This window comes from Trichocoleus sp. DQ-A3 (genome assembly GCF_039961975.1).
GTDB lineage: Bacteria > Cyanobacteriota > Cyanobacteriia > Cyanobacteriales > FACHB-T130 > FACHB-T130.
This window is the reverse complement of record NZ_JAMPKC010000007.1, coordinates 164,917-191,436: the sequence shown is the minus strand read 5'-3', so window position 1 is coordinate 191,436 and position 26,520 is coordinate 164,917. Positions and strand designations below refer to the sequence as shown.

Below are 26,520 nucleotides of genomic sequence, written 5' to 3'. Positions count from 1 at the left end.
GTGATTGCTAAATGAACAGAATTGGTTCAACGCATACCAGTAATGATGTATAAACTACCTTCAATCAGCATTATCGTGCCATCTTTTAACCAAGGCAAATACCTAGGTCAGACGCTGGAGAGCATCTTTTGTCAAGGGTACCCACGCCTTGAAGTCATAGTAATGGATGGTGGTTCTACTGATGAGAGTCTAAATATTATTCACTCATATGAGCCAAAGTTGACATACTGGCAAAGCCAGCCCGATGGTGGTCAGTCAGAGGCAATCAATTTGGGTATGCAACACTGCACAGGCGAACTTGTAACCTGGCTCAACTCAGATGACTTCTACTGGGGTGACTCCCTCTGGAGTGCGGGACGTGCCTATGCAGCTTTTCCAGAACACGGACTCTACATTGGCAATGGTCTGCGCTACAACCAATCAAGCGAATCCTATACTCCCTTCTGCCGACGGCACCTGGCACTAAACCGTGAGGCGCTGATGCAAGGCCTTGACTACATTCTTCAGCCATCTGTCTTCTTTTGGCGCAGGGCTTGGGATGAAGTTGGGGGGCTAGACTCAAAACTATGTTTCTGCATGGACTGGGATATTCTCATCCGCATTGCCAAGTGCTACCCCGCTGTATTGATCAACGAGTTTTTGGCGGTAAGCCGCGAGTACGAGGAAACCAAAACCCGTAGCGGTAAGCTTAGCCGTGCCTTTGAGATCGCTCACATGATCCAATTTCATACTCAACAGGAGGCAACCCCTGGCAGCTTGTTTTATATGTTGGAGACCCTTGTGAGTGTAACCAATAACTGTGCGACAAGTGCAACAACTCAGCTACGCCACCATCTGCTTGAGGGCATGAATGCCATTAGACAACAGCTGGCTCAGCAATGCGGAAACGATGATGGCTTTCCCGAACAAAGCGATCCACAAGATAAAGTTTATCTACCGTTTGCAACTGCAATTACTCCTCAACACCTACCCCAACTTGACTTCTCTACATTACCCTTAATTAGTATTATCATCCCTTCCTTTAACCAGGCGCAGTTCCTGAGTCAGACGCTAGAAAGTATATTGTGTCAGGGCTACCCGAAGTTGGAAATACTTGTTTTCGACGGTGGTTCTACAGACGGTAGCGTAGATGTGATACTTCGCTACCAACAACAGTTAACCTACTGGATATCAGAACCCGATCGCGGTCCGGCTCATGCTATTAATAAAGGGTTTGCTATGGCTACGGGTGAAATTCTCGCATGGCTAAACTCAGACGATATGTTAGCTAGCGATGCTTTGTGGCAGGTTGGTCGGGCATTCGTTGAAGACCCTGAACTAGATATGGTATTCGCTAATGCGCTTTACATTGATGAAGAAAACAAGCTTTACCTAGCGAACCACGGTTCTCGCACAGGTTTGTACTATGGCGAGGTGCAGCCACTAAATCGCATACCAGCTTACTGGTCGTATGTCCATGCTGTACCCCAGCCTACCGTATTCTTCCGCAATCGCCTGCTGAAATCATGCGGTTATCTGAATGAAACATATCATTACATCTTTGACTTTGAGCTGTTTTGGCGCTTTGCCTGGAAAGCCAAAATTAAGAAGATCGAACGCACACAGGCTTTTTACCGTATCCATGCGGCAAGTAAAACTAGCGATTGGAACAAGTTTTTAGTTGAGTTGTATCGCTTCAGCCGCCCTTGGTGGCCGTCTCTACGTTCAACGGAGTTTCGCTCAACCTTCCGGGATTTTGTCAGCAGCTATATGTCCCGTAAGTACGAAAACTACCCTCGTGATGCGCGTTTCTGGGCGATTGCTACATTAGTGGGACTTTCCACTGTGACCCGCGTTGGTAATCCAGAGGAACTGGAGCAATGGCTGCCCATTGTCGCTCTACGAAGGTTAAAGCCACAAACCCCAACATCACCACAGCCACCTACTGTTAAACTGGATGCTCATGCGAACTTAATACCAGTCTCATCAGCTTATCGTATTTACAGAAAAAACATACGCTACTCCTCAGTATTTTGCTCTTTCTTTTTGCCTTGTCATCCGGGTTATTCCGGTGGCGAAATTCGCGATTTTCATCTGATACGGCACCTGCTTACAGTTAGCAAAATCGAGTTTTTTGCCTTACAAGAGAACCTATTTAGCGATCGGGAAAATATACTGGCACCATTTTTAGAAAAACTACATACTCCCCAGACAATTGCTGCACAGCAGCCCGACTTGGTAGATATAAAAGCATTGCAGCGGACGATCAAAAGCCGTATAGTTAGCCAGATGCGATGCCGCAACTTGCCAGTACTAGGACCGCACTTCCACGGGGATATCGCCCAAACACTATCGGTTATTTCAGCATACCTTAAAGGTGCAATACAAGAAACTATCGAGCGCGAACAGCCAGACTTTCTATTTGTTAGTCCACAAGTCAATTCTGTGGCGCTGACACTAAAAACCGCAGGATTGCGTACACGGTTCATTATGGCATCTTACGATGTTGAAGCAGTGCGAATGCAGCGCCTTGCTGCCTCGCAACGGGGCATAGCAAAAGTGGCGCTCTCCTTGGAGGCTCGCCGTGCCTTATGCTTTGAGCAAGAAAACCTATGTGCTTATGATGGGGTGATCGCTGTGAGCGAACTTGATAAAAATATTTTTGTGGCTAAGTATGGCTTCGCCCCCGAGCGGGTATTAGTAATTGAAAATGGTGTAGATCCCCACTATTTTGCTTTTACCGAGCGGCAAGGTAGCGACAAACCACACATTATGTTTGTTGGGAGTCTGGCCTATTTACCCAACCAACAAGCAGCATGGCGGCTATTGCATCGCATTATGCCACTGGTGCGGCAGCGTTATCCTGAAGCCTGCTTGTGGATTGTGGGTCAATCCCCTGAGCCAGCACTGCTAGCGCAGAGCGATGGTCACAAGACAGTCGTGACCGGCAAAGTAGATGATGTGCGATCCTACTTAGCTCTTGCCTCAGTAGCTTGTGTACCGTTGCTTTCAGGCAGCGGCACTAAATACAAGGTATTGGAGGCGCTCAGCGCTGGCGTACCGATGGTCTGTTCGCCCATAGCTCAAGAAGGGTTAAACCTTGAGGATGAAAAACATTTACTGGTGGGTCACAGTGATGAGGAATTAGCTGCGGCTATTGTGCGCTTGCTTGACAATCCAGAGCTGGCAAACACACTGGCACAACAGGGACGCGAAGTAGTGGAACGCTACTACACCTGGGACTCAAATTTGCCGCGCCTTACAGACTGGTTGGATGTATTGGCTAGCTTACCAAAGCGAAGCAGTGGTAGTATATTTGCAAAGAAATAGACTATTACTTACAAAACTAATCACTACATCTTCTAATGTCTTAATAAGTATTGCTCTTCTGTCAAACTGTCATGAAGCCTTGATTTTTATTGGTCTGAAACAACGTAAACTCGTTGAATTCCATGAAAGTGACAGAAGAGCGATAAAGGAGAAATAAGAGGTTAATGATTAATCAACTCGACGAGCAATGTATGTTGTGCATTCTTCAAAGTGGTTTCGCACTTTACAAAAATGCTTTGACTTGCTAATTGAGCTTATCTCAAACCCGATAACTTCCAACATTTGTTGAACACATGAATCAGACATTAACCACCAGCTAATTGAATCTGACGTATCGCCCTTTCGAGGCATCAAGTGCATAGTTGGATTTTTATCGCTCGATCCCTGCTGAGTAATAACGATCCACTCTTTGGATAACTCTGATGCAGAATGCAGCGCTTTGAAAGGATCTCGCAAATGGGGCAAAACCATTCCGAACATCACAACATCAAATTCGCCCAACGCCTTAGAAAAATCATAAATGTCCCCGTAGTATACGCATGCTTTAGAAGCAAAAGCTTTGTGTGCATACCAGTATCCCTTCTTAATTCTGTCAATATGCCACTGTAAGTTTTTAGCTAAGCGATCGCGGTCAAAGTATTTCTTGTTGTGAGGAACTATATCCCACATGGAACCGTCAATTATGTCAAACGATGTTACTGAAGCTCCTCGGCGCTCCATTTCAAATGTTAGAAAACCGCTGGCAGCGCCAACATCTAGAACAGTCTTGGAATTAAAATCAAATTGCCCGAAATAACTGTCTATCGTTTTACGCAGATCCCAGTGGTCGCCTACCTCACCTACGCCTGGTATGTCCATGACATGGTAAAATGAACACTCCTCTAAATTATCTACTTGCAGAGGTGTAGCAAAAAGAGATTGATTACCCTTTGTAGACATTTTGAACCTTACCTAACAGTTATTATCTTACGATTGGTTATAATATAGCTTTTTTCAAGCTAATGTCAAAAGCAATTATTGAGCTAGTTCGATAGCCTTTACATATTATTTATTCAATTTTCGCGTCAGGAAGTGTGCTGTGAGTTTGCGATTTAGCGTTATTACCCCTTCATTTTGCCAAGGGCGTTTCATTAAACATACTGTCCAAAGCGTATTAGCACAAAAAATGCCCGACATGGAGTACGTTATTTGTGACGGGGGTAGTCAGGATGAAACAATAGAAATCCTAAATTTTTACAATCATAAAATTCACTGGATATCGGAACCTGATCGCGGACAAGCGGATGCCGTAAATAAAGGTATATCAATGACAACGGGTGATGTTATTGCCTGGATTAATTCCGATGATATTTACTATTCAGGAGCTTTTGAAGCAGTTAAAGCGGTATTTGAAGCTTATCCAAACGTACAAGCTGTATATGGAGATGCTGACTGGATTGATGAGGAAGGGAGGATCATAGCTTCTTTTCCCACAGAGCCTTGGAACTATGACCGATTGAAGTCAATCTGCTATCTTTGCCAACCAGCAGTATTTTTTAGACGCAGCTTAGTGGAAAAGTTCGGCAACTTAGATGCTTCCTTAGAATACTGTATGGACTATGAGCTATGGCTCCGTTATGGGAAAAATATTGATTTTTACTATTTGCCCCAAAAATTGGCAGGTTCGCGGATGTATAAAACTAATAAAACTCTTGGGAAAAGATTGGAAGCCCATTGTGAAATTAATGAGATGTTAGATAAAAATTTTAAAAATGTTCCAGAGAATTGGATTTTTGGATATGCTTTAATAAAAGTTGAAGAAACTACTAATTTAAGTAGATATGATGATAATCAAGTTAGGCAGTTTACTAAAGCATTAATCTGGAATAGCTTCTGGGGATTTCTTCGATGGAAAAGATGGATCCCACCTATTATCCTTGCCAAAATGGCATTTTGGTGGTTTTTCCCAAATTTATCTTGGTTTAGAAGATCGGTACTATCAAATCCTAAAAGCAATAAAATTATCTGGTAGAGAATAATTATATGACCTGGATGCGAGAATGGCTAAAGTCACCACTATTTGTTATATTTTTATGGGCCTTTTTTCTAACCAGCGTAATAGGATTTATTACCATCAAGATTGAGCAAGCTTACCTAGAGAATTATTCTTACTTCTACGATCCTATATCCTATTCTTTACAGAATGCTCGTCTATATGTCCGCCTAGCAAATGAAGGGCGTCTTGGGTTAGCTATACAAGAATGGTTGGTCAACAACAGACATCCATTACGGACAGTACCGCTGATCCTTTTTGCTCCTAGTTTGCTAGCTAATAATGTAGGCCATGTAGCTACTGTGCTGCCAATGCTCTTCATTTTTTTAGGGCTGCTTGGTTGGACAGTTCACCGTCGAACTGATTGCACTCCCTACGCAATTTCCTGTATGGCTCTATTTTGTGCAATACCAGGAATATTTCATCCAAGACTCGGCTTAAGCGCTTACTGGCTAGATCTCCCCGCAGCTATTCTCATTGGAGGAGCAGCCTTATGCCTTTTAAACTCCTCCGGAGGGCGAAGTTTGAAGTGGCTGGTTGGATTTGCTGTACTAGCCTCATGTGCTACTCTTAGCCGCTATATTGCCGCAGCCTATGCTTTTGTAATCTGTGTACCTGTCTTGGCGGGCTACCTTATTCAGCGATGGCGGCGCGAGGGTGCTCCTGTCAAGACAATCTTGTTGCCGCTTTGCGTAATCGGTATTACAACTGGTCTATTAGCTGGATACTTCTTGATTTCTCACCTTAAGAGCAACCTAGAGTATTACACGGTCTATGGATATGCTTTGAATCGGAGCTTACTAGCATCAACTACTTTTGTAATCCATTTCTTAGTAGACTACTTATTTGGAATTCCTGGAACTTTTATCCTTGGTACTATTTGTTTAGTTAATTTAGTATTGTTCTGGCAAGATATAAGTCGGAGATGGAAAGACCTGATAATTTCAATCTGGTACGCCAGTTCCGTTATTCTTTTCTTAGTTCTTGTACTCCGTGCAGGGGAGGGCGGACATTCCACTATGTATGCCGTGCCCTTGATATTCTTTGCAGTTGTATCACCTGTTACTATTAGCCAGAATTGGTCAAACCACCGAGTGCTAGTGCGGTTGTCAGCCATGTTAATTTCTGTAGCACTTTTGTTAGGAGGACGTGCGACTCTAGACAACTATTCCTTTGCTACACATCCTTATCCTGAAGCGAAAGAACTAAAAGCGCTTGATGTTGCCCTAGCTCAAGAATTGATTAGAGCAGGAGGCTCAGTGGTTTGGAGTTCTTATTTCGACGAATATACCTATATACCTAGCATGGAAACGTTCTACCGTTATGGTAAATTACCGTTACCAGCTAATAAACTTTTTACTGTCCATGAATCTTACTGGTCAGGCTTCTACCCCAACCTGTCTGCAAACAAATTGAGTGAGCGTGTTTACGCTGATACTACTCAACAGGTTGACATTGCTGTGGTGTTTAATGACCCAGGGCGGGCAGAAACGAATACTTGGTGGCAGGTCAAACCCAGCCCCAAAACTCGTTTAGTAGCCAAATATGTAGCAGAGCAGATACGCAACGATCCGAACTGGAAACAAATTTTCGTCCTAGAAAGTCCGCAATATGGTACTCTGGCGGGTTATCGCAATCTCACAAGGTAGTTTTTAGGTGCAACCTTAAAAAAAGCAAAACTTCGTGAGTTTCAGTTTTTATCGCAGCTTATAACAGAAAATCTCGATGCTTGAGTTAGTTTCTTATTCAAAAACTACAGAGATTAGTGTGAAAGGAATCATTCTTGCTGGTGGTAAAGGGACACGGCTTGCCCCCTTGACGGAAGTCACGAATAAGCACTTGTTGCCAGTTGGGAAAGAACCCATGATCTGGCATTCAGTTAAACAACTAGCAAGTTCAGGCATTACGGATATTTTAATAGTGACTTCCACCAACCATATGGGAGATGTTGTAAATTCTTTAGGGTCGGGAAAAAGATTTGGCTGTGAATTTACATACCGAGTCCAAGAAGAAGCAGCAGGTATCGCTGACGCTTTATCCCTAGGGGAGCAATTTGCACAAGGGAAAAAAATAGTTGTGCTACTAGGTGATAATATTTTCGAGTATTCTATCCGCCAACACGTTGAAGCTTTTGCGGAACAAGCTGAGGGAGCTAGAGTTCTCCTCAAGGAAGTTGGAGATCCAGAACGATTTGCAATCGCAGCTCTTGATGAAAAGCAAATTATTAAAATTGAAGAAAAACCTACAGAACCCAAGACTAACTATGCTGTTGTCGGTTGTTATATGTACGATCGCCAAGTGTTTGATTTGATACGTAAGGTTCAGCCCTCCGAGCGGGGAGAACTGGAAATTACTAATATTAACGAACTCTATCTAAAACAGGGGCAGTTGCAATTCAGCTTTGTAAATGGACGCTGGATGGATGCAGGAACTTTCAATTCATTCAATGAAGCTAACAATCTCATGTTGTTAAATGATAATCAAATCTTGTACGACATCTGAGGTTAGGTAAAAAAATATGCCTCATATATCTGTGGTTATTCCTGTTTATAAAGCTGAGGATTGTTTGCATGAACTCTATGAACGTTTAAAAGATTCTTTAGAAACAATTTCAGAAGATTTTGAAATAATTTTGGTAGAGGACTGTGGTGGCGATCGCTCCTGGGAGATTATTCTGGAGTTAGCCCATCAGGATCGGCGAGTAAAGGGAATTCAGTTCAGTCGCAATTTTGGGCAACATTACGGAATTACAGCTGGTTTAGATTATTGTGATAGTGACTGGGTAGTAGTGATGGACTGTGATTTGCAGGATCGTCCTGAAGAAATCCCCCGATTTTACGCCAAAGCACAAGAAGGTTATGATGTAGTGCTTGCTCGGAGAGGTAAGCGAAAAGATCCAATTTTGAAGCGTCTGACTTCGAGGCTATTTTATAAAATATTTAGCTACCTTGCAGATATTAAATATGATGCTCAAGTTGGCAACTTCCGGATGATTTCGCGGAAAGTTTTAGAAAGTTTTCGTCTTATGCGCGAACAATTGAGATTTTTTGGTGGTTTGGTAGACTGGATGGGTTTTCCAACTGCCAGCATTGATGTAAAGCATGATTCTCGCCTAGCCGGGAAAAGTACATACACATTCCGCAAGCTTTGGAAATTAGCATCTGAAACTACAATTGCTTATTCTGATAAACCGCTCCGGTTATCTATTCGCTTGGGATTTATGATATCGTTTTTTGCTTTCTTATATGGAGCTTATATTTTTATAAATGCAGCTATTTATGGTTCCGTTGTTACAGGTTGGACTAGCCTTATTGTTTCTTTGTATTTCCTAGGAGGAATTATTATTTCTAATCTTGGCATTATTGGCATCTACTTAGGGAAAAGTTTTGATGAAGCTAAGAAAAGACCTTTATATCTCATCAGAAATTCTACATTTACTCCTTCAACTTTAAAAACCCTAGCTGATTCCAAACGAATCCAAGGTGTAAATAATGGACATTTCTGAGTATATTTTGCCGACTCCTTGGGATAGCAAAGTATTTGGCTTCGATACCTTTGAAATTGTTTCTAAATCCGAAGAAATCTTTAATTCAGTTTTTAAGGTACTCCAGCCTGGACATTACACCGTAAAAGTCAATCCACTTTTCTCTAAAAAAATTTTGCATGAATATGGTTTTTATTACTGTGATACCTTAATTGAACCTTACTGTAATCGCAATAGCTTTGTGGAATATGTAAAAGCAGGAATTCAAATTTCTAAGTTAGTTTCTATAGACGATTTAATTAAAATTTCTCATGGAGCTTTTATTCATGGTCGATTCCATAAAGATTTTAATCTAGATCGGAATCTAGCCGATCTTAGATATGACTTATGGCTTAAAGAACTTTATAACTCTCAAAATGTTTTCGGGTTAATGTCTGATGGTCAGATAGCTGGATTTTGGGGATGTGTTGAAAATAAAATCGTTCTTCATGCGTTAAGTGAAGAATATAGAGGAAGAGGAATGGCTAAGTACTTCTGGAGCGCTGCTTGTCAAGAAGTATTTAGCCAAAAATATCAGGAACTGACAAGTTCAATTTCAGCTTCTAATATTTCAGTTCTCAATCTTTACTCCTCGCTAGGATTTAAGTTTAGGAATCCAGTCGATGTTTACCATATCTTAGTGAAATAATACTGATTTGCTAAATTAACATGAAAATTTGTAGCAAGTGTGGCACGCGATTTGATAGCTTGAACTGGGCATGTCTTTCATGTTCCTATAGACCCAAACGGATTGATGGCTTTTTATCATTTTCACCTGAATTTGCACAAATAAATGATAACTACGAGCCTAATTTTTTTCCCCAATTGGCCACTTTAGAGGCCGAAAATTTTTGGTTCTGTTCTCGCAACCATTTACTACTTTGGGCGCTAGGACGCTACTTTCCCCAAGCTCAAAACTTTTTAGAAATTGGTTGTGGAACTGGTTTTGTTTTAGCTGGTATTGAGAAAGCATTCCCTAAACTAACCTTATCTGGAAGTGAAATATTCAGCACTGGCTTGGCTTTCGCTGCCCAACGGCTTTCTAAAGCCGACTTATTCCAGATGGATGCCTGTAAAATTCCCTTTGAGGAAGAATTTGATATTATCGGCGCTTTTGACGTACTGGAACATATTAAAGAAGATCGCATAGTTTTAGCGGAAATGTATCGAGCAACAAAACCAGGAGGGGGAATTATACTAACAGTTCCACAGCATCCTTGGCTATGGAGCCAAGCCGACGATTATGCTCATCATGTACGCCGATATCGCGCTCAAGAGTTAAAAACAAAAGTACAACGGGCTGGGTTTAAGATTGTGAGAATGACATCTTTTGTCTCGCTCCTCCTACCACTCATGCTTCTTTCTCGCTCGCAGCAGCAACGGCCTCAGCTAAACTACGATCCTTTATCTGAACTGAGAATAAGCGGTTTAGCAAATTCTATTCTAGGAAAAGTGCTTGATTTTGAACGTGCAGCAATCCGGTTAGGTTTGTCATTTCCATTGGGCGGCTCTCTACTATTAATTGCCAAAAAGTGAAAAAAAGCAATTTAATTACAATAATCATTTTACTTATTGGAGTCACTGTACTCTGGGGTCTACCTCTTTCTCGTCTCTACCCAGCCGATCCAACAGGAACTTATACTTTTCACATTGAATTAGCTCAACAAATGGCAGAAAGAAAATTTATTGGAACTCCTCATTTTTTATATCAATTACTCGTTATTATTATACATATTCTTGCTCCTTTTATTAGTTTTAATATTGCTGGATACTATATTGTTCCTATATGTGCTTGCTGGATTTTAGCTATAATTGCTGAGTGTAATATTCGTCAAAACATTCCTTTTTCTAAAAAGGAATTTTACTCCATACCGATAACTTTAGCTTTAATGATTATTACACCTATTAGTTTATTTACATACCCTAGGCTTTATCTTGGGTATATAGGAATAACTATGTATCATAGTGCCACAACGTTGCTTGCTAAACCGATATGCCTATTGATTTTCAATACAATAAGTGAGATTTTTAAGCATCCAGAATCATACTCTAAGACTAAGAAAATAAATCTAAGTTTATTTTTTCTAACGATACTGTCTTTGATAACTAAGCCTAATTATATTATTTGCCTGATACCAGCTATATTTTTTGTAATAATATATAAATTATATATGAATAAATTTATAAACAGTAGGCTAATAATTTGGAGTCTCTGTGTTCCAGCCCTCATAGTTCTTGGGTGGCAGTTCAGCTTGACATACCTAAGCGATCCAACTTTTATCAAAGGAGGAAAGAGTAGCATAGTTTTTGCTCCTTTTAAAGTTATGAGCTTCTACTCAAATAGCCTTTTGTATGATTTTATAATGTCAATTCTTTTCCCATTATCTGTTTATATTTTGTTTTGGAAAAAAGCTAAAACTGAGTTTAGTCTTAATTTAGCTTGGTTGGTATTTTTAGTCTCTATTTTTTATATTTACTTTTTAGGAGAATCAAGTAGGATGTATGCTGGTAACTTTTTATGGGGGGGACAAATTACTTTATTTATACTTTTTGTTTATTCAATTTTATTTTTATTTAAGCAACAAAACTTAAAAGATTTTTATTTTGCTAGTATTTTTTATAAATTAAAAACCAAGTTTTTCTTTTGCTTATTACTTTTTGGGTTGCATTTTATTAATGGTTTAGTATATTTAATGTATGTAACGCAAACGGGCAATTATTAAGTTTTTTAGCAGTAATTTAGCAAGCAATTTTATAAAAGCCGTGAATATTCATAAAGTTCCTTTTAATGTTCCTTTTGCTACGGGTCGCGAACTTGAGTACATTGCTCAAGCCATTCAGAACCAGCACCTTTCTGGAGACGGTGAATTCAGTAAAAAATGCCATGCTTGGTTAGAGTCAAAAATTGGCTGTTACAAAGCATTATTAACTCATTCTTGTACGGCAGCATTAGAGATGGCAGCAATTCTCGCAGACATCCAGCCAGGGGATGAAATAATTATGCCATCTTATACATTTGTATCTACTGCTAATGCTTTTGTATTACGTGGGGCTGTGCCAGTTTTCGTAGACATTCGCCCAGATACTCTCAATATTGATGAGTCTCAGATAGAAGCTGCTATTACATCCAAGACCAAAGCCATTGTTCCAGTTCATTATGCAGGTGTAGGGTGCGAAATGGATGTCATTATGGCACTGGCAGACAAATACAATCTTTTAGTCATTGAAGATGCTGCTCAAGGCATAATGTCTAAATATAAGGAGCGACCTTTGGGTAGTATTGGACATCTGGCTGCTCTAAGCTTTCACGAAACTAAAAATTTGATTTCTGGCGAAGGGGGAGCTTTATTAATTAATGATTCTAAATTAATTGAACGGGCTGAGATTATCCGTGAGAAGGGTACAAACCGTAGCAAGTTTTTTAGAGGACAGATCGACAAATATACATGGGTGGACATTGGTTCTTCATACTTACCTAGTGAACTTGTGGCTGCATTCCTTTTAGCTCAACTAGAATTAGCAGAAGAGATTACCCAGAATCGATTAAAAATCTGGGAAAACTACCACAAACGGTTTTTGGATGTAGAGGAAAAAGGCATTCTCAGACGCCCCATAATACCTAAAAATTGCCAACAAAATGGGCATTTGTATTATCTGTTACTCCAGAATGGAGAACATAGGGCCGAACTACTGGAATACCTCAAGCCTAAAAAAATTGGAGCAGTGTTCCATTATATTCCTCTGCACTCATCCCCAGCAGGTAAAAAATATGGGAAAGCTCATGGCAGCTTGAACGTAACAGATACTGCAAGTGAACGGCTGGTTCGTTTACCCATGTGGATAAGCTTGGAGCAAGAACCTGTTACCGATATAGTTTATGAATGGTTTACAACTAAATTTTAGTAACCATTTATGAAAGAATCTATACAATTTAACCTAAATGCTAAAAATCACAATTGATGCAACACCCATACAGCCAAATGCTAGCGGGGTCGGTCTTTATGTTACCAACTTAATTCGCTCCCTCCATCCACTACAGGTTAAAGAAAAGTTTCAGTTAAGTATTTCTTACCAACCTGGCTTAAGAAATTGGCTACGCCGGAATATATCTCCTCCTAAATCTTTAAATATAGATTCTCAGTTTCATATAGTTCCCATACCAGTTAGAATTTCAAACATTTTATTGTCTATACCTTCGAATTGGATGGTATCTAAGTACTTTGAAAAGCATCTGGATGAACCAGATATATTACAGGGAACAAATTATTACGTTTATCCCTGTAGAAACGCTCTAAAAATTATGAATGTTTATGATTTAACGTTTATTAAATTTCCAGCTTATACTAACTCTGTCGTAAAAACATACAATAAGCGAGTCAAAAAGTGCTTGGAATGGACAGATTTAGTACTAACAATTTCAGAAAGCTCTAAAAAAGACATTGTTGACTACTTGGGCGTAGATCCTCAACGGATTTATGTAACTCCGCTGGCCAGTCGCTACTATTCCGGATATTTATCTGAAGAACTAGCGCATCAAATGGAGGCATCTAGTGAATATGACTTTTCCAAACCATACTTGTTATTTGTGAGTACACTTGAGCCAAGAAAAAATATTAATAATTTAATTAAAGCCTTTAATTTCTTGAAGGAAAAATACAAATTAGAGCATCAATTGGTTTTAATTGGTCAGAAAGGATGGAATTACGAACCCATATTTAGAGAAATTGAAAGTTCAGCATGGAGAAGCCAGATTCATCACCTTGACTATTTATCTGATGAAATGGTTGCTGTGTTTTACTCCAAAGCTGATGCTTTTGTGTATCCATCCTACTACGAGGGATTTGGTCTGCCTGTATTGGAAGCAATGACTTTAGGCGCACCTGTTATCACATCTAATACATCCTCATTGCCAGAAGTGGCAGGAGATGCAGCCCTTTTGATTGACCCGGATGATCCGGCTAGCTTGGCAGATGCAATTTTGAAAGTAATTAGTGATTCTCAGCTTCGTAGCGAATTAATTCAGAAGGGTAAAGAAAGAGCTAAACTATTTTCTTGGGAAAGAACGGCACAGGAAACGCTTAAGGCATATAAGTCATTGTTGACATGAGTAATTTAGAGGATTGCTTATTCAATCACTTGCTCATCAATCTTTCCTTCATTTTTTCTCAACCTACTGGCATCAGCACCTATGCCATAAATCTTTTTCCTCATCTACAGCCTCTCGAACCAACCTTACTGACAGCCCAAAATTTTCCCAACTATCGCTGCTATCCAGTTCCGTCGGATCTAACCCCCGCACAAGGGTCAAAAGGGCATTTTCGCCGTCTGCTGTGGACGCAGCGGCAGTTGCCCAAAATTTACAAAAAATTGAATTCTAGTTTAATCTTTTCCCCAGTTCCTGAAGCGCCGTTGTATGCGGGTTGCCGTTCAGTGGTAATGGTTCACGATCTCATCCCGCTGCGGTTTCCTAAACGCTTTTCTCCCCTAACGCTCTACTTCCGCTACTATATTCCCCAGGTTTTAGCGCAAGCTGAGCATATTATTTGTAACTCTAGCTCCACCGCTCAGGATATTATTGATTTCTTCCACATTCCAGAATATAAAATTACGCCAATTCATTTGGCTTATGACGTCAATCATTTTCGGTTTCTAAATATTCCTAGAAGCAATTATTTCCTCTATATTGGTCGCCAAGATCCCTACAAAAATATTGCTCGGTTAATTAACGCATTCGCTACTTTACCAAGTTGCCGTGACAATGAATTATGGATAGCTGGATCTGGGGATAAGCGTTATACGCCTGTGTTGATGGCGCAGGTGGAACAGCTAGGTATAAAGAATCAAGTAAAATTTCTAGATTACGTTTCCTACGAGGAATTGCCGACGCTAATTAATCAAGCGATCGCTCTCGTCTTCCCTAGCCTCTGGGAGGGCTTTGGACTGCCCGTTTTAGAAGCAATGGCGTGTGGCACCCCCGTGATTACTTCCAACCTCTCCTCGCTGCCAGAAGTCGCGGGTGACGCCGCCCTTTTAGTCAATCCCTACAACGTGGGAGAAATTGCCGAAGCGATGCAGGCAGTGGTGACGGATTCAGGATGGCGATCGCGTCTTCGTCAAGCTAGTCTTGCTAGAGCCAGTCAATTTAGCTGGACAAAAACTGGACAAGCGACTGCCCAAGTCCTTCAGCGATATTTGTAAACACAGCGAAAATTATCAAAATTACAAAGTGGCAAATTGTCAAGTTAAGATTGGGGGTCAGCTCAAGATTCTCCTTCAAGCTTCAATTCCTCTTGCCTCCCCAGGTAGATTTCTTTTTATCAAAGGTTTGTCAAGATAATTGACAATTAATGGAAGAGGCTCAGCATGAACCGGCGAGCATTGTTGCTGCTAAATCGCCACGCACGCCGAGGAAAACAAGGTCTATCAGAGGCGGTTGCCAAATTGCAGGAGTTAGGCTTTGACCTGCAAGAAGAGTCCACACAAAAGCCCCAGCAGATACCAGAAATTATCCGTCGTTACCGCGATCGTGTCGATCTCGTTATCATCGGTGGCGGAGATGGCACCCTAAATGCCGCCGCCGAGGGTCTGATTGACACGCAACTCCCGTTGGGCATCCTGCCTTTAGGAACAGCCAACGACCTGGCACGAACCCTTTCAATTCCTGTCTCCCTCCCCGAAGCTTGCGAGGTAATTGCAACAGGTCAAAAACAGCGAATTGACTTAGGTTGGGTGAATGGAAAGCACTTCTTCAATGTTGCTAGTCTCGGATTGAGCGTGCAAATTACTCAGCAGCTAACCAAAGAAACTAAGCAACGCTGGGGAGTCTTCGCCTATGCAGTCACCGCCATCCAGGTAGTTGGGCGATCGCGTCCTTTTCTAGCAAAAATTCGTCTCAATGGCGAATCTATTCAGGTGAGAACCGTTCAGATTGCCGTAGGCAACGGACGATATTACGGCGGTGGCATGACCGTTGCTGACGATGCTACCATTGACGACCAGCGCTTGGATCTGTACAGCTTGGAAGTTCAAAATGCATGGCAGATCGTCCGATTGCTACCTTCCATGCTAAAAGGAAAACAAGCAGAATGGCCTGAGGTGCGAAGTCTTCAAGGGCGGGAAATTGAGGTATCCACGCTAAAACCTCTCCCGATTAATACTGATGGTGAAATCACCACTTACACCCCTGCCAAATTTCGCCTAATTCCTAAAGCAATATCGGTTTTAGTTCCACAATCACCCCTACGCACTCCTTAAAATACCTCCCAGTCACCGGATTTAAGCCCTATGATTAAGTGCTAGTAGGTGTTAAAGCATTTCCCGTGACCCCATCTCCTTCACATTCAAAACCCGATCTAGCAAGCGTCTGGCATACTCTACCAGTGGACAAGACACTGGAGCAGCTAGCAAGCGACCCAGAAGTTGGTCTGACGACCCAGGAAGCCAAACAGCGGTTGCAGCAATACGGCCCCAACGAACTGCAAGAAACTGCGGGTCGAAGTACCTGGGAAATCTTGCTCGATCAGTTCAAGAACATCATGTTGTTGATGCTGATTCTAGTAGCACTGATTTCCGGGATTCTAGACCTGGTGGATTTACGCGCTGGCAGATTAGCCCCTGGTGAAATTCCCTTCAAGGACACAATTGCAATTTTACTGATTGTCATCCTTAACGGCGTCTTGGGCTATCTCCAGGAAAGCCGCGCCGAAAAAGCACTTGCCGCCCTCAAGAAGCTTTCCTCTCCGAAAGTGCGAACGATCCGCGATGGCAGACAATTAGAGGTGGACGGCAAGGATCTTGTTCCAGGAGACATCATGCTCCTCGAAGCAGGGGTGCAGGTTTCCGCCGACGGGCGTCTAATTGAAGAGTCAAATCTGCAAGTGCGGGAATCGGCACTAACCGGCGAAGCTCATCCATCAAGTAAGCAGGCAGCTGTGCATCTGAGTGAAGAAACCGCATTGGGCGATCGCATTAACTTAGTCTTTCAAGGCACTGAAGTCGTCCAAGGGCGCGGCAAGGTCATCGTCACCGGCACTGGTATGAAGACGGAACTCGGCAAAATTGCCGATATGCTGCAATCCGTCGAAGCTGAAGACACCCCGTTGCAACAGCGAATGACCCAGCTGGGCAACGTGCTGGTGACGGGTTCTTTGATCTTAGTTGCCATCGTCATCGTCGGCGGAATGCTGCATAATTTCTTCAGCCAGGGGCGTTGGAACTGGAATGTCTTGCAAGACCTTGTGGAAGTTTCTCTATCGATGGCAGTGGCGGTAGTGCCAGAAGGCTTGCCAGCAGTCATTACAGTGACGTTGGCACTGGGAACCCAGCGGATGGTACGCCGCCACGCACTGATTCGCAAACTCCCAGCGGTAGAAACCCTCGGTTCTGTCACAACTATCTGCTCGGATAAAACCGGCACCCTCACCCAAAATAAAATGGTGGTGCAGCGGGTAGACACGGCAAACCATACCTTCCGCGTTACCGGCGAAGGTTACATCCCTACCGGAGAATTTTATCTCGACGAGCGGCAGGTAGCCGCAGAGCAGTATCGGGATCTGCAAATCCTCATGCTTGGCTGCGTGCTTTGTAATGACGCAATGTTACAGCACGACAAGAATGAGTGGGCAATTCTCGGCGACCCCACAGAAGGGGCATTAATTGTCCTGGCTGGGAAGGGAGGAATTGATAAGGAACCGCTAAGCCGCCAAATGCGCCGCGTTGCCGAGTTTCCTTTTTCCTCCGAACGCAAGCGGATGAGCGCGATCTGCGAAGCGGGCGCTGGGATTCAAAACACGCCTTTTTCTAGCAGCCACCTGATGTTTACGAAGGGTTCTCCAGAGTTAATTTTGGAGCGTTGTACCCAAATTCAGGTAGGCGACCAGAGCGAAGTTCTGCGCGATGAGCAACGAACTCAAATTCTGGAGCAAAATAACCAGATGGCAAGTAAGGGCTTGCGGGTACTGGGATTTGCTTACAAGCCTTTAGAGACCGTTCCGCCCGAAGGATCGGAGGAAACAAACGAGCAAGAATTAGTTTGGCTGGGTTTAGTCGGAATGCAGGATGCTCCGCGTCCGGAAGTGCGGGATGCAGTCGCTAAATGCAAAGCGGCTGGAATTCGAGCCATGATGATTACTGGCGACCACCAGCTGACAGCACAAGCGATCGCCCAAGATTTAGGGATTGCCCAAGAAGGCGATCGCGTCCTCACAGGTCAACAACTGCAAAAGTTTAGTCCAGAGGAGCTAGATCAAGTCGTTGACGAAGTTAGCATCTACGCCCGTGTTGCCCCCGAACACAAACTCCGCATTGTTCAAGCCCTCCAGCGTCGCGGTAGATTTGTCGCCATGACCGGCGATGGCGTCAACGATGCCCCAGCACTCAAACAAGCCGACATCGGCATCGCAATGGGCATTACCGGCACCGATGTCAGCAAAGAAGCCAGCGATATGGTGCTACTGGACGATAACTTCGCCACCATCGTCGCCGCTACAGAAGAAGGGCGGACTGTTTACAGTAATATTCGCCGCTTTATTAAATACATTTTGGGCAGCAACATCGGCGAAGTGTTGACCATTGCCGCTGCACCTCTGCTTGGCTTGGGGGGCGTTCCGCTCTCGCCGTTGCAGATTCTCTGGATGAACCTGGTTACGGATGGTTTACCCGCTCTCGCCCTTGCCGTAGAACCCGCAGAACCCGACGTGATGCGCCGTCCTCCCATGAATCCCCGCGAAAGTATTTTTGCCCAAGGGCTGGGTTCTTACATGGTTCGGATTGGGATTGTCTTTGCGATTATCAGTATTGCTTTGATGGCATGGGCTTACAACTATACTCATGCACCAGGCTATCCGGGAAATCCAGAGGTTTGGAAAACGATGGTCTTTACAACCTTGTGTCTCGCTCAGATGGGACACGCTTTGGCCGTTCGTTCTAACAGCCGACTGACGATCGAGATGAATCCCTTTACCAACCTGTATTTGTGGGGAGCAGTGGTTGTCACCACGGCGTTGCAGCTAATGCTCGTCTACGTACCCCCTCTGCGTTCTTTCTTTGGAACTCACTACCTGACTCTTACTGAACTCGGTATTTGTATCGGCTTCAGTGCCTTAATGTTCGTTTGGGTTGAGATGGAAAAACTGTTTATCCGTTTTTTTTACAAAGGCAGACGGTAATGGGTCATCGGTAATGGGGAATTAGGGACTGGTTATTGGAAGAATCTAGGCTGAAAATAATCACCCATGCCCCATTACCCATTCCATTACTAACGATCCATTAGCTATGTATCTCAAAACCCTCCACCTGCGCCAATTTCGCAACTACTTGGATTGTGGAGTTGATTTCGAGGCTCCTAAGACGATTTTGGTGGGGAATAATGCCCAAGGAAAATCCAATCTTTTGGAAGCAGTCGAGTTACTATCAACCCTCAAAAGCCATCGAGCCGGACGCGATCGCGACCTGATCCGCGAAGGCGCGGCGGACGGTAAAATTACAGCCACGCTGGAACGCGCTAACGGCTTAGTGGATCTGGCTTTAACCCTCCGCACTCAAGGGCGTCGTACCGCAGCCATTAACCAAGAAGCTTTGCGACGCCAAATGGATTTTCTCGGCGTCCTCAACGCTGTAGAATTCTCCAGTTTAGATTTAGATCTAGTGCGAGGTGCCCCCGAACAACGCCGCAACTGGCTAGATTCCATCCTCACCCAGTTGGAACCCGTCTACGCCCACATTTTGCAGCAATATAACCAAGTATTACGGCAGCGCAACGCCTTATTAAGACAAGAAGCGAGAAAAGCCCAACCTTCTTCTAGTAACAGGCAAGAGGAAATTTCCACCGATGGGGACTTGAATCGTGACTCAGAATTGGCGTTGTGGGATGTCCAATTAGCGATCGCGGGTTCTCGCGTTACCCGTCGTCGAGCCAGAGTCCTGACACGGCTGGCACCTCTCGCTCAGGCTTGGCACGCTAGCATTAGCGGTAGAGCGGAAGTGCTGGAATTAAAATATGCCCCCAATGTCACCCTGGAGAAGGACGACGCCGAAGCGGTGCAACAAGCTTTTCTAGAGAAAATTCAACAGCGTCGGGTCGTCGAATGTCACCAAGGCACAACCCTCGTCGGTCCTCACCGGGACGAAGTTGAGTTTACCATCAACCAAACACCGGCAAGAATCTATGGCTCCCAAGGTCAGCAGCGAACCCTAGTCTTGGCACTGAAACTGGCAGAGCTAAAGCTGATTGAAGAAGTCGTTGGAGAACCGCCGCTGTTGCTACTTGATGATGTTCTAGCCGAGTTAGACCCAAACCGCCAAAATCAACTGTTAGATGCCATCCAAGACCGCTTTCAGACCCTGATTACCACTACTCACTTAGGTTCCTTCGATGCCCAGTGGTTGAATTCTTCTCAAATTCTCTCTGTTCAGGCAGGACAAATAAAACGATGAAGTTTGTTAGTTGCATAAGGACGGGTTGAAGCCAAATATTTGTAAATAGCCAACTAGATGGATAAACCTGCACCTACAACAAGTTGTTCTTTCTTTTTTAGTGTTTATCGCTGGCTTGCAGCCTCTAACCTTATTCTCAAATCCGGAGTCACCCTCAGAAGTCTCGTATCCACCAATATGTTCTAAAGAGAGAATCCGTGCCTTACTTATTTAACGAACTGTCAACCTACGCCCAGATTGATTGTGACGTAATTAACCTTGCTGCTATGCGAAAAATGGATATGGCTATGGATCGGGATGAGATTGCAGGACTGGGCGCTTCGTTGCGACGGATCAATCAGAAGCTATTGACCTCAGCCAAGGGAGATGGCGTCGAAAGAGTATGGTATCAGGGTGGAGAACCTTATTTCGATCTGTTTATTGACCTGCGAGAAGATGATATCGAGTGGTTTCAGTTGACTTTACGTGGGAAATCGCTGTCGTGGAATCGAGCAGGTTGGCAAACAGGGATAACGAATGAAGGCATTGTCAATGACATTACTTTTTATCCTGCTAGCAAACTGATTAAAACAGACAATCGCCCTGATTTTGCGTTCATTGAATTAGCATATTCCATCCTGCAAACCCGCGCTGGTGATGCGATTGTTGATAAAATACTGGTGCTGTTTAAGCCTGAATAACGAATGGCTAGTCGCTAATCAAAGCCCTTTTTTGCCCAATTAGCAATTAGCCTATACCCTAATCATTAAGCTTATTTGTAAATTATTTTAGGTGCAATATACCAGCACGAATTTGGGTTTAATGTATCATGTATCAGTTCTTGCCCGATATCCTAATTTTGAGTTGTTGCTGGAGCCTTTTTATTATTCTTTTTTGATAAGAAAAATAACCCTCGATTCCTCATTTTTGAAGAGCTAAGAACTATTGGACTCATTGAACTTTATTCTAGAAAGGGAAATATTTTCTCTTAGGTTACTGTACGGATTTTATATAGACAATTTATGAATTAGCCCTCTATCTAGGGATTTATTTTCTTTCATAAAACATAAATATTTATTGCAATCAAGTAATGATTTATTGCACATAACTAAGAATTAGCAGAAGTTTGGGTGTATCACAGTTTACAATTGCCAACAGTACCCCTGTGGAAATTACTGGATGGGTTCACAATGCAGCCCAACGCCCTGCCGCTTCCTTGCCTATCTCTAGACCCTGCTATTGACCGTCAGCCTCTGACTGTAGCGCCTGATACACCCCTGCTTGATGTGTTGGCGCTAATGAGCCAGTTACGTAGTAGTTGTGAGTTGCCCAGAGGAACCCAAGCCAGAGGGACACAAGCAGACACCAGTGCAGCATCAGAAGACCCAAGCTGGGAGGCGAGCGAGGGAATGAACGCCGCCTTGCCGCACCCTGCATCCTGTTGGTTGTCACAAGAGGAGACCGATTTTGACACTGCCGATGCCGCAGGTCATTGTGTCTTAGTCATGCAAGGATCGCAGCTTGTGGGAGTCTTTACAGAGCGCGATATTGTTAGACTGACTGCCGCCAGAGCTTCCCTAATTAACGTCAAAATTGTCGATGTCGTCACGCAACCAGCCATTACCCTCCGGCAATCAGAAGCTCACGATGTTTTCACGGCTCTTTCCTTATTTCGTCAGCACCGAATTCGCCATCTGCCAATCATTGACGATAATGCAGGGGTAGTCGGAATTGTCACGCACGATAGTATTCGCAAAGCGTTGCAACCCGTTAATCTTCTAACGCGATTGCGATACGTCGCGGATGTGATGACATCCCAAGTCGTTCATGCGCCTATAACGGCTTCTGTTCTCGATTTAGCCCAAATCATGGCGAGTCAGCTAGTCAGCTGTGTCGTCATTACAGAACAGAGGGAAAACAAAATTGAGAACAAGCCAATAAAGACGCTTAATTCTCAATTCCCAATGCCCGTAGGCATTGTCACCGAGCGAGATGTGGTGCAGTTTCAGGCGATGGAATTAGACTTGTCGAAATTGCAGGCAAAAGACGTAATGAGTACACCCTTATTTTGTCTGCAACCCTCAGATTCCCTATGGGTTGCCCATCAAGAAATGCAGCGGCGGCGCGTGCGACGTCTGGTAGTTGCTAGCAATCAGGGCGAATTACTCGGCATTGTCTCCCAAACCAGCCTGCTACAAGTGCTGAATCCGGCGGATATGTACAATGTCATTGAGGTATTGCAGCAGGCAGTAGAAGAGCGTACCAAAGCATTAGAGAATAGCAACGAACGATTGCGTTGTGAAATTGCTGAGCGCAAACGAGCTGAAAAGGCATTGCGACAAGCGCACGATAACTTAAAAAGACAAATAGAGGAACAAACTGCCGAATTAGCTCAAGCGAATGTGCTTCTCAAAAAGGACATTATTGAGCGTGTCGCAGTAGAGACGGCTTTGCGGAAATCCGAGGCACAAAAGACAGGATTAATCGCGTCTCTACAACAACAAGCCGAACATCTGGAACAAACTTTACACCAACTGCAAAAAACCCAAGCCCAGCTGATTCAAACTGAAAAAATGTCCAGTTTGGGGCAACTGGTAGCTGGTATTGCTCACGAAATTAACAATCCGATTAATTTTATTTACGGCAATCTCAGCTATGCCGGTCAATATGTCCAAGATTTACTGAATCTGCTGCAACTTTATATCAAGCATCATCCTCAACCAGAACCGGAAATTCAAACAGAAATTGAGGCAATTGACCTAGATTTTTTGAAGACAGACCTCCCGAAACTTTTAGGCTCGATGAAGGTGGGAGCTAACCGTATTCGGGACTTGGTACTGTCCTTACGAAATTTCTCCCGATTGGATGAAGCGCAACAGAAATTTGTGAATATCCACGATGGGATAAATAGTACTCTTCTGATATTACAAAATCAACTAGAAGCAAAAGCGGGACGCTCTGGGATTAAAGTTATTAAAGAATATGGCAATCTCCCTGCTGTGGAGTGTTTGGGGGGGCAGATTAACCAGGTATTTATGAATATTCTCAGTAATGCCATTGATGCCCTCGAAGAGGTCTTTGCTAAGGAATCATGGGGGATGGCTCATGGAGAGGACAGTATCGATTCCCAACCCCCAACAATTTGGATACGCACCGAATTAGTAGGTAAAAATCAGGTAGCTATCAGGATTGAAGACAACGGAATTGGGATGACGGAAGCGGTACGGCGTCAAATGTTTGACCCTTTCTTCACAACGAAACCTGTGGGTAAAGGTACCGGCTTAGGATTATCAATTTGCTATCAGATTGTGGAAAAACACGGCGGTCAGCTGAAGTGTATTTCCGCACCCGGTGAGGGAACTGAGTTTGTAATTCAAATTCCAATCCGACAGACAACTGATACTGAGTGTGTCTATTCACCCCGTCGTCTGAAGCCTGCCATTGAGCGAAATGAAGAGCAACAGCTACACGGAGCTTAGCCAACGGGCGAAGGAATTAAAACAGAAAAATTTCTATTTTTCTGTTTTAATTATTGTGCTTCTCCAATAAGAGTAAAAGCCGCCCAGTCTTTCGGATCGGGGTGTTGCTTCATTGTTGTCAGCATTGCCTGACGCATCGCTTGCGCTTTGTCGGGATTCTTCTGAAGGTTTTGATAAAATTCGGTCATTAAGGATGCTGTAGGGGCGTCTGGAACCGACCAGAGGGACACAATTACACTGGGTATACCCGCAGTAATTAAGCTGCGAGATAGTCCGATAACGCCATCGCCGGTAATTTTGCCTCTGCCAGTGTCGCAAGCACTCAGCACGACTAGCTCAGCATTCAGTTTCATGTCTAGAATTTCGCTAGCGGTGAGTAAGCCAGTATCCTGCTCAGATGGAGCGAGAGCGATCGCACCCGGTACACCCAAACCTTGAAAATCATCCAGCAATCCATGTGTCGCCAGATGAATAATCTTCGCTTTGGGCATCTGTTGCGCGATCGCTATTTTGGTCGCTTGCTTGCCAATGAGCGGTTTGGTTTTGAGGAGAGAAGCGATCGCTTTTGCTTCCTGTTCCGCACCCGGTAGCTGAGATAACGGCTCCGATTTCTCCCCAATTTTAGGAGCAACGTTAGGCATTATAGGATTGCCTACCACTAGCACTTCCTTTCCCGATACACGTTGCCGTTGCTTGTGGGTTAGCTCCAGAACCTGAATAGCGGGTGCTGTCACAATAGTGTGTTGTTCGATGAGGTATTTGCCACTGGCATCTTGGAGTGCTGGGAAGGGAACTAGGAACAGTTCACGTTGAGGGATGAAAATAATTCGGTCGTTGGGGTCTTTTGGCAATAGGTCAGCAATCGGTTGAATCAGCAGTTGATGCAGTTGCTGTAATCGTTTATTAGTGCTGGTTTTATCCACTTTAGAGGCAACGGCAAGGCCACGACCTCTAACGCCGATGGAATCACGGCTGCTAGTAACAAGTTCTTCTAGAGAAATATTTTGTTTTTGCCACAGAGGTTTCAGGTCAGCTGTGCGAAACGTTACTTCACCTGTAGGCTTGATGACCCAAATATAGAGTTCTGATTCTTGAGCTTGTTGTTTACCTTGAACTTTGAATGTGTCGTAAATAATCGAATATTGAACAAGAGTGGAGGCTTGCGCTTTAGCAATTTGTTTAATTTGCTCAATGGTAGGAGGTTGAAGGTTAGAAGGTGGAGCTGAACCTTCAACCTGTAACCTGTCATCCTGCAACCTATCAGCGAGTAATTCCACAAAGGCTCGTGCCCTTCCCCGCTCCGCAATTTCCAGTGCTGGCTCAGTTTTACTCTGGGCAATGAGGACTTTTTGTAATGTCTGGTACGTACCAACTTGCCTTTCAAAGATTGACACTTTATTCGCATCGTTACTGCCTAAGCCCGCTCGAATAGATTCCAGAACCTTAATTCCATCCATTAAAATTGGCTCTGCGGTTACGAAATTGCCTTGTTTATAGAGAGTAAAACCTATATTTTGCAGCGCTATGCTTTCGCTTTCACGGTTTTGAATTTCTTGTGCGATCGCTAACTGTTGCTGAGAATATTCAAGCGCTTTAGCATAGCCTCCAAGGTGACGGTAAGCCACTCCCAGATTACCTAGTAAAGCTCCTTCATTGCGTCGATCTTTGATTTCTCGTGCGATCGCCAAACTCTGCTGAGTGTACTCAATCGCCTTGGTATAGTCTCCTAAAAAAAGATAAGCTGTTGCCAGATTGGCTAGTGCCGACCCCTCACTTCGTCGATTTTTAACTTCCTGTGCGATCGCTAACTGCTGCTGAGAGGATTCAATCGCTTTAGCATAGTCTCCAAGGTTACTGTAAGCCACTCCCAGATTGCCCAGTGCCGCCCCTTCGCTTCGTTGGTCTCCTATTTCCCGGGCGTTGGCTAACTGCTGCTGAAGGTAGTCAATCGCCTTGGCATAGTCTCCCAGGGAAACGTAAGCTGCTCCTATATTGGCTACTGCCTTTCCCTCAGCTTGTGGATCTGGAAATCCATCTGCTGCAACGAGCGCCAATACCTGCTGAGAATACTCAATCCCCTTAGGGTAGTTTCCCAGGTTAAGGTAAATCCCTCCCAGATTGGCCAATGCCGCCCTCTCATTAAGTGGGTCTTCTATTTCTCGTGCGATCCCCAACTGCTGCTGAGTGTAATCAATCGCTTTGGCATAGTCACCTAGAGAGTCATGAACCAGTCCTATCCCTCCTAGCGCCAATGCCTCGCCTTTTCGGTTTTTGATGTTCCGGTAGATTAAGAGTGACTGTTCCAAAGACTGTAATGCCGCTGCCCATTGACTGGTAAAATACTGCCCAGCTCCTTGTTTACGTAGGCGATCTGCTTGAGTCTCATAAACCATGTCGATCTTTTCTAGGACCAACTCCTCGCCTCGGCGGTCTTTGAGTTCCTGGTAGATCAAGAGTGCCTGTTGCCAAGACTGTAATGCCGCTTCCTGTTGATTGGCAAGATACTGGTCAAATGCTTGCCCATCCAGTCGCTCTGCTTCCGCTTTCCTTGTATTTGGGGTTTGAGCCAACGCTTGGGGTGCTGTTAAGGGTGCTGGAAGATTGGCAACTGGCGTCACGCCATTGGCAACAAGCATGGCGAATAGCATCAGTCCGATTTTTGGGCGTCGCATGGCTGGGTCAACAGGTGTAGATGTGCGGCAGGAGCTACACTGTCATAGCCCAGACACAAAGATACTGTCCAGCGAGCGCGGCTGTAACAAAGA

At 43.9% G+C, this 26,520-nt stretch carries 18 protein-coding genes; 16 read left to right on the top strand and 2 right to left on the bottom strand.

Annotated elements, in window-relative coordinates; all coding sequences use genetic code 11:
• Window positions 1-42: 42 nt before the first annotated feature.
• Window positions 43-3,309 carry a glycosyltransferase gene (locus NDI44_RS14075; protein WP_190410402.1) on the top strand — a complete coding sequence of 1,089 codons (3,267 nt, stop codon included), beginning with the start codon at window positions 43-45 and terminating at the stop codon, window positions 3,307-3,309.
• A 168-nt stretch (window positions 3,310-3,477) separates the two neighbouring features.
• Here the strand turns inward: NDI44_RS14075 and NDI44_RS14070 are convergent, their stop codons facing one another.
• Window positions 3,478-4,248, bottom strand: coding sequence for a methyltransferase domain-containing protein (locus NDI44_RS14070; protein ID WP_190410401.1), 771 nt, complete (start codon window positions 4,246-4,248; stop codon window positions 3,478-3,480).
• A 139-nt stretch (window positions 4,249-4,387) separates the two neighbouring features.
• Here NDI44_RS14070 and NDI44_RS14065 point away from each other — a divergent pair, with 139 nt between their 5' ends.
• The 15 genes from NDI44_RS14065 to NDI44_RS13995 all read left to right on the top strand — a co-directional run bounded on the left by NDI44_RS14065 (window position 4,388) and on the right by NDI44_RS13995 (window position 23,755).
• Complete coding sequence (locus NDI44_RS14065; protein ID WP_190410400.1) at window positions 4,388-5,320, top strand: glycosyltransferase family 2 protein; 933 nt, start codon at window positions 4,388-4,390, stop codon at window positions 5,318-5,320.
• Window positions 5,321-5,331: 11 nt separating this feature from the next.
• A complete protein-coding gene (locus tag NDI44_RS14060) occupies window positions 5,332-6,990 on the top strand; it encodes a hypothetical protein (RefSeq protein WP_190410399.1) in 1,659 nt (552 codons plus the stop codon).
• Between the two features lie 118 nt (window positions 6,991-7,108).
• A complete protein-coding gene (locus NDI44_RS14055) occupies window positions 7,109-7,843 on the top strand; it encodes a sugar phosphate nucleotidyltransferase (protein WP_190410438.1) in 735 nt (244 codons plus the stop codon).
• A 16-nt stretch (window positions 7,844-7,859) separates the two neighbouring features.
• Window positions 7,860-8,846: a glycosyltransferase family 2 protein gene (locus tag NDI44_RS14050; RefSeq protein WP_190410398.1), complete on the top strand. Its 987-nt coding sequence runs from the start codon at window positions 7,860-7,862 to the stop codon at window positions 8,844-8,846.
• Window positions 8,833-9,513, top strand: a complete 681-nt coding sequence (locus NDI44_RS14045; protein WP_190410397.1) for a GNAT family N-acetyltransferase — start codon at window positions 8,833-8,835, stop codon at window positions 9,511-9,513. Before NDI44_RS14050 ends, NDI44_RS14045 begins: the two co-directional genes overlap by 14 nt.
• 176 nt (window positions 9,514-9,689) lie before the next feature.
• Entirely contained in the window at window positions 9,690-10,400 is a 711-nt protein-coding gene (locus NDI44_RS14040) for a class I SAM-dependent methyltransferase (RefSeq protein WP_199304700.1), read from the top strand.
• Window positions 10,397-11,587, top strand: a complete 1,191-nt coding sequence (locus tag NDI44_RS14035; RefSeq protein WP_190410395.1) for a hypothetical protein — start codon at window positions 10,397-10,399, stop codon at window positions 11,585-11,587. The genes NDI44_RS14040 and NDI44_RS14035 overlap by 4 nt, the downstream gene beginning before the upstream one ends.
• A 40-nt stretch (window positions 11,588-11,627) precedes the next feature.
• On the top strand, window positions 11,628-12,767 hold the full coding sequence (gene rffA / locus NDI44_RS14030) for a dTDP-4-amino-4,6-dideoxygalactose transaminase (protein WP_339380833.1): 1,140 nt from the start codon (window positions 11,628-11,630) through the stop codon (window positions 12,765-12,767).
• Between the two features lie 37 nt (window positions 12,768-12,804).
• On the top strand, window positions 12,805-13,971 hold the full coding sequence (locus NDI44_RS14025; RefSeq protein ID WP_190410394.1) for a glycosyltransferase family 1 protein: 1,167 nt from the start codon (window positions 12,805-12,807) through the stop codon (window positions 13,969-13,971).
• Complete coding sequence (locus NDI44_RS14020) at window positions 13,968-15,062, top strand: glycosyltransferase family 1 protein (protein ID WP_190410393.1); 1,095 nt, start codon at window positions 13,968-13,970, stop codon at window positions 15,060-15,062. The genes NDI44_RS14025 and NDI44_RS14020 overlap by 4 nt, the downstream gene beginning before the upstream one ends.
• Window positions 15,063-15,227: 165 nt before the next feature.
• Entirely contained in the window at window positions 15,228-16,118 is an 891-nt protein-coding gene (locus NDI44_RS14015; RefSeq protein ID WP_190410392.1) for a lipid kinase, read from the top strand.
• Between the two features lie 65 nt (window positions 16,119-16,183).
• A complete protein-coding gene (locus NDI44_RS14010) occupies window positions 16,184-19,030 on the top strand; it encodes an HAD-IC family P-type ATPase (protein ID WP_190410391.1) in 2,847 nt (948 codons plus the stop codon).
• Window positions 19,031-19,136: 106 nt separating this feature from the next.
• Window positions 19,137-20,297, top strand: a complete 1,161-nt coding sequence (gene recF, locus NDI44_RS14005) for a DNA replication/repair protein RecF (RefSeq protein WP_190410390.1) — start codon at window positions 19,137-19,139, stop codon at window positions 20,295-20,297.
• Between the two features lie 197 nt (window positions 20,298-20,494).
• Window positions 20,495-20,977: a hypothetical protein gene (locus NDI44_RS14000; RefSeq protein WP_339380831.1), complete on the top strand. Its 483-nt coding sequence runs from the start codon at window positions 20,495-20,497 to the stop codon at window positions 20,975-20,977.
• 489 nt (window positions 20,978-21,466) lie between these two features.
• Window positions 21,467-23,755 carry a CBS domain-containing protein gene (locus NDI44_RS13995; protein WP_190410435.1) on the top strand — a complete coding sequence of 763 codons (2,289 nt, stop codon included), beginning with the start codon at window positions 21,467-21,469 and terminating at the stop codon, window positions 23,753-23,755.
• 50 nt (window positions 23,756-23,805) lie between these two features.
• Here NDI44_RS13995 and NDI44_RS13990 read toward each other — a convergent pair whose 3' ends face one another.
• Window positions 23,806-26,427, bottom strand: a complete 2,622-nt coding sequence (locus NDI44_RS13990; protein WP_190410389.1) for a CHAT domain-containing tetratricopeptide repeat protein — start codon at window positions 26,425-26,427, stop codon at window positions 23,806-23,808.
• Between the last annotated feature and the right edge of the window lie 93 nt (window positions 26,428-26,520).

Excerpts from the sequence above, each read along its gene's own strand:
- NDI44_RS14045 (WP_190410397.1), top strand. The coding sequence starts at position 8,833 with ATGGACATTTCTGAGTATATTTTGCCGACTCCTTGGGATAGCAAAGTA.
- recF (WP_190410390.1), top strand. The coding sequence starts at position 19,137 with ATGTATCTCAAAACCCTCCACCTGCGCCAATTTCGCAACTACTTGGAT.
- NDI44_RS14060 (WP_190410399.1), top strand. The coding sequence starts at position 5,332 with ATGACCTGGATGCGAGAATGGCTAAAGTCACCACTATTTGTTATATTT.
- NDI44_RS14015 (WP_190410392.1), top strand. The coding sequence starts at position 15,228 with ATGAACCGGCGAGCATTGTTGCTGCTAAATCGCCACGCACGCCGAGGA.
- NDI44_RS13990 (WP_190410389.1), bottom strand. The coding sequence starts at position 26,427 with ATGCGACGCCCAAAAATCGGACTGATGCTATTCGCCATGCTTGTTGCC.
- NDI44_RS14070 (WP_190410401.1), bottom strand. The coding sequence starts at position 4,248 with ATGTCTACAAAGGGTAATCAATCTCTTTTTGCTACACCTCTGCAAGTA.
- NDI44_RS13995 (WP_190410435.1), top strand. The coding sequence starts at position 21,467 with ATGCAGCCCAACGCCCTGCCGCTTCCTTGCCTATCTCTAGACCCTGCT.
- NDI44_RS14050 (WP_190410398.1), top strand. The coding sequence starts at position 7,860 with ATGCCTCATATATCTGTGGTTATTCCTGTTTATAAAGCTGAGGATTGT.
- NDI44_RS14075 (WP_190410402.1), top strand. The coding sequence starts at position 43 with ATGATGTATAAACTACCTTCAATCAGCATTATCGTGCCATCTTTTAAC.
- NDI44_RS14020 (WP_190410393.1), top strand. The coding sequence starts at position 13,968 with ATGAGTAATTTAGAGGATTGCTTATTCAATCACTTGCTCATCAATCTT.
- NDI44_RS14025 (WP_190410394.1), top strand. The coding sequence starts at position 12,805 with ATGCTAAAAATCACAATTGATGCAACACCCATACAGCCAAATGCTAGC.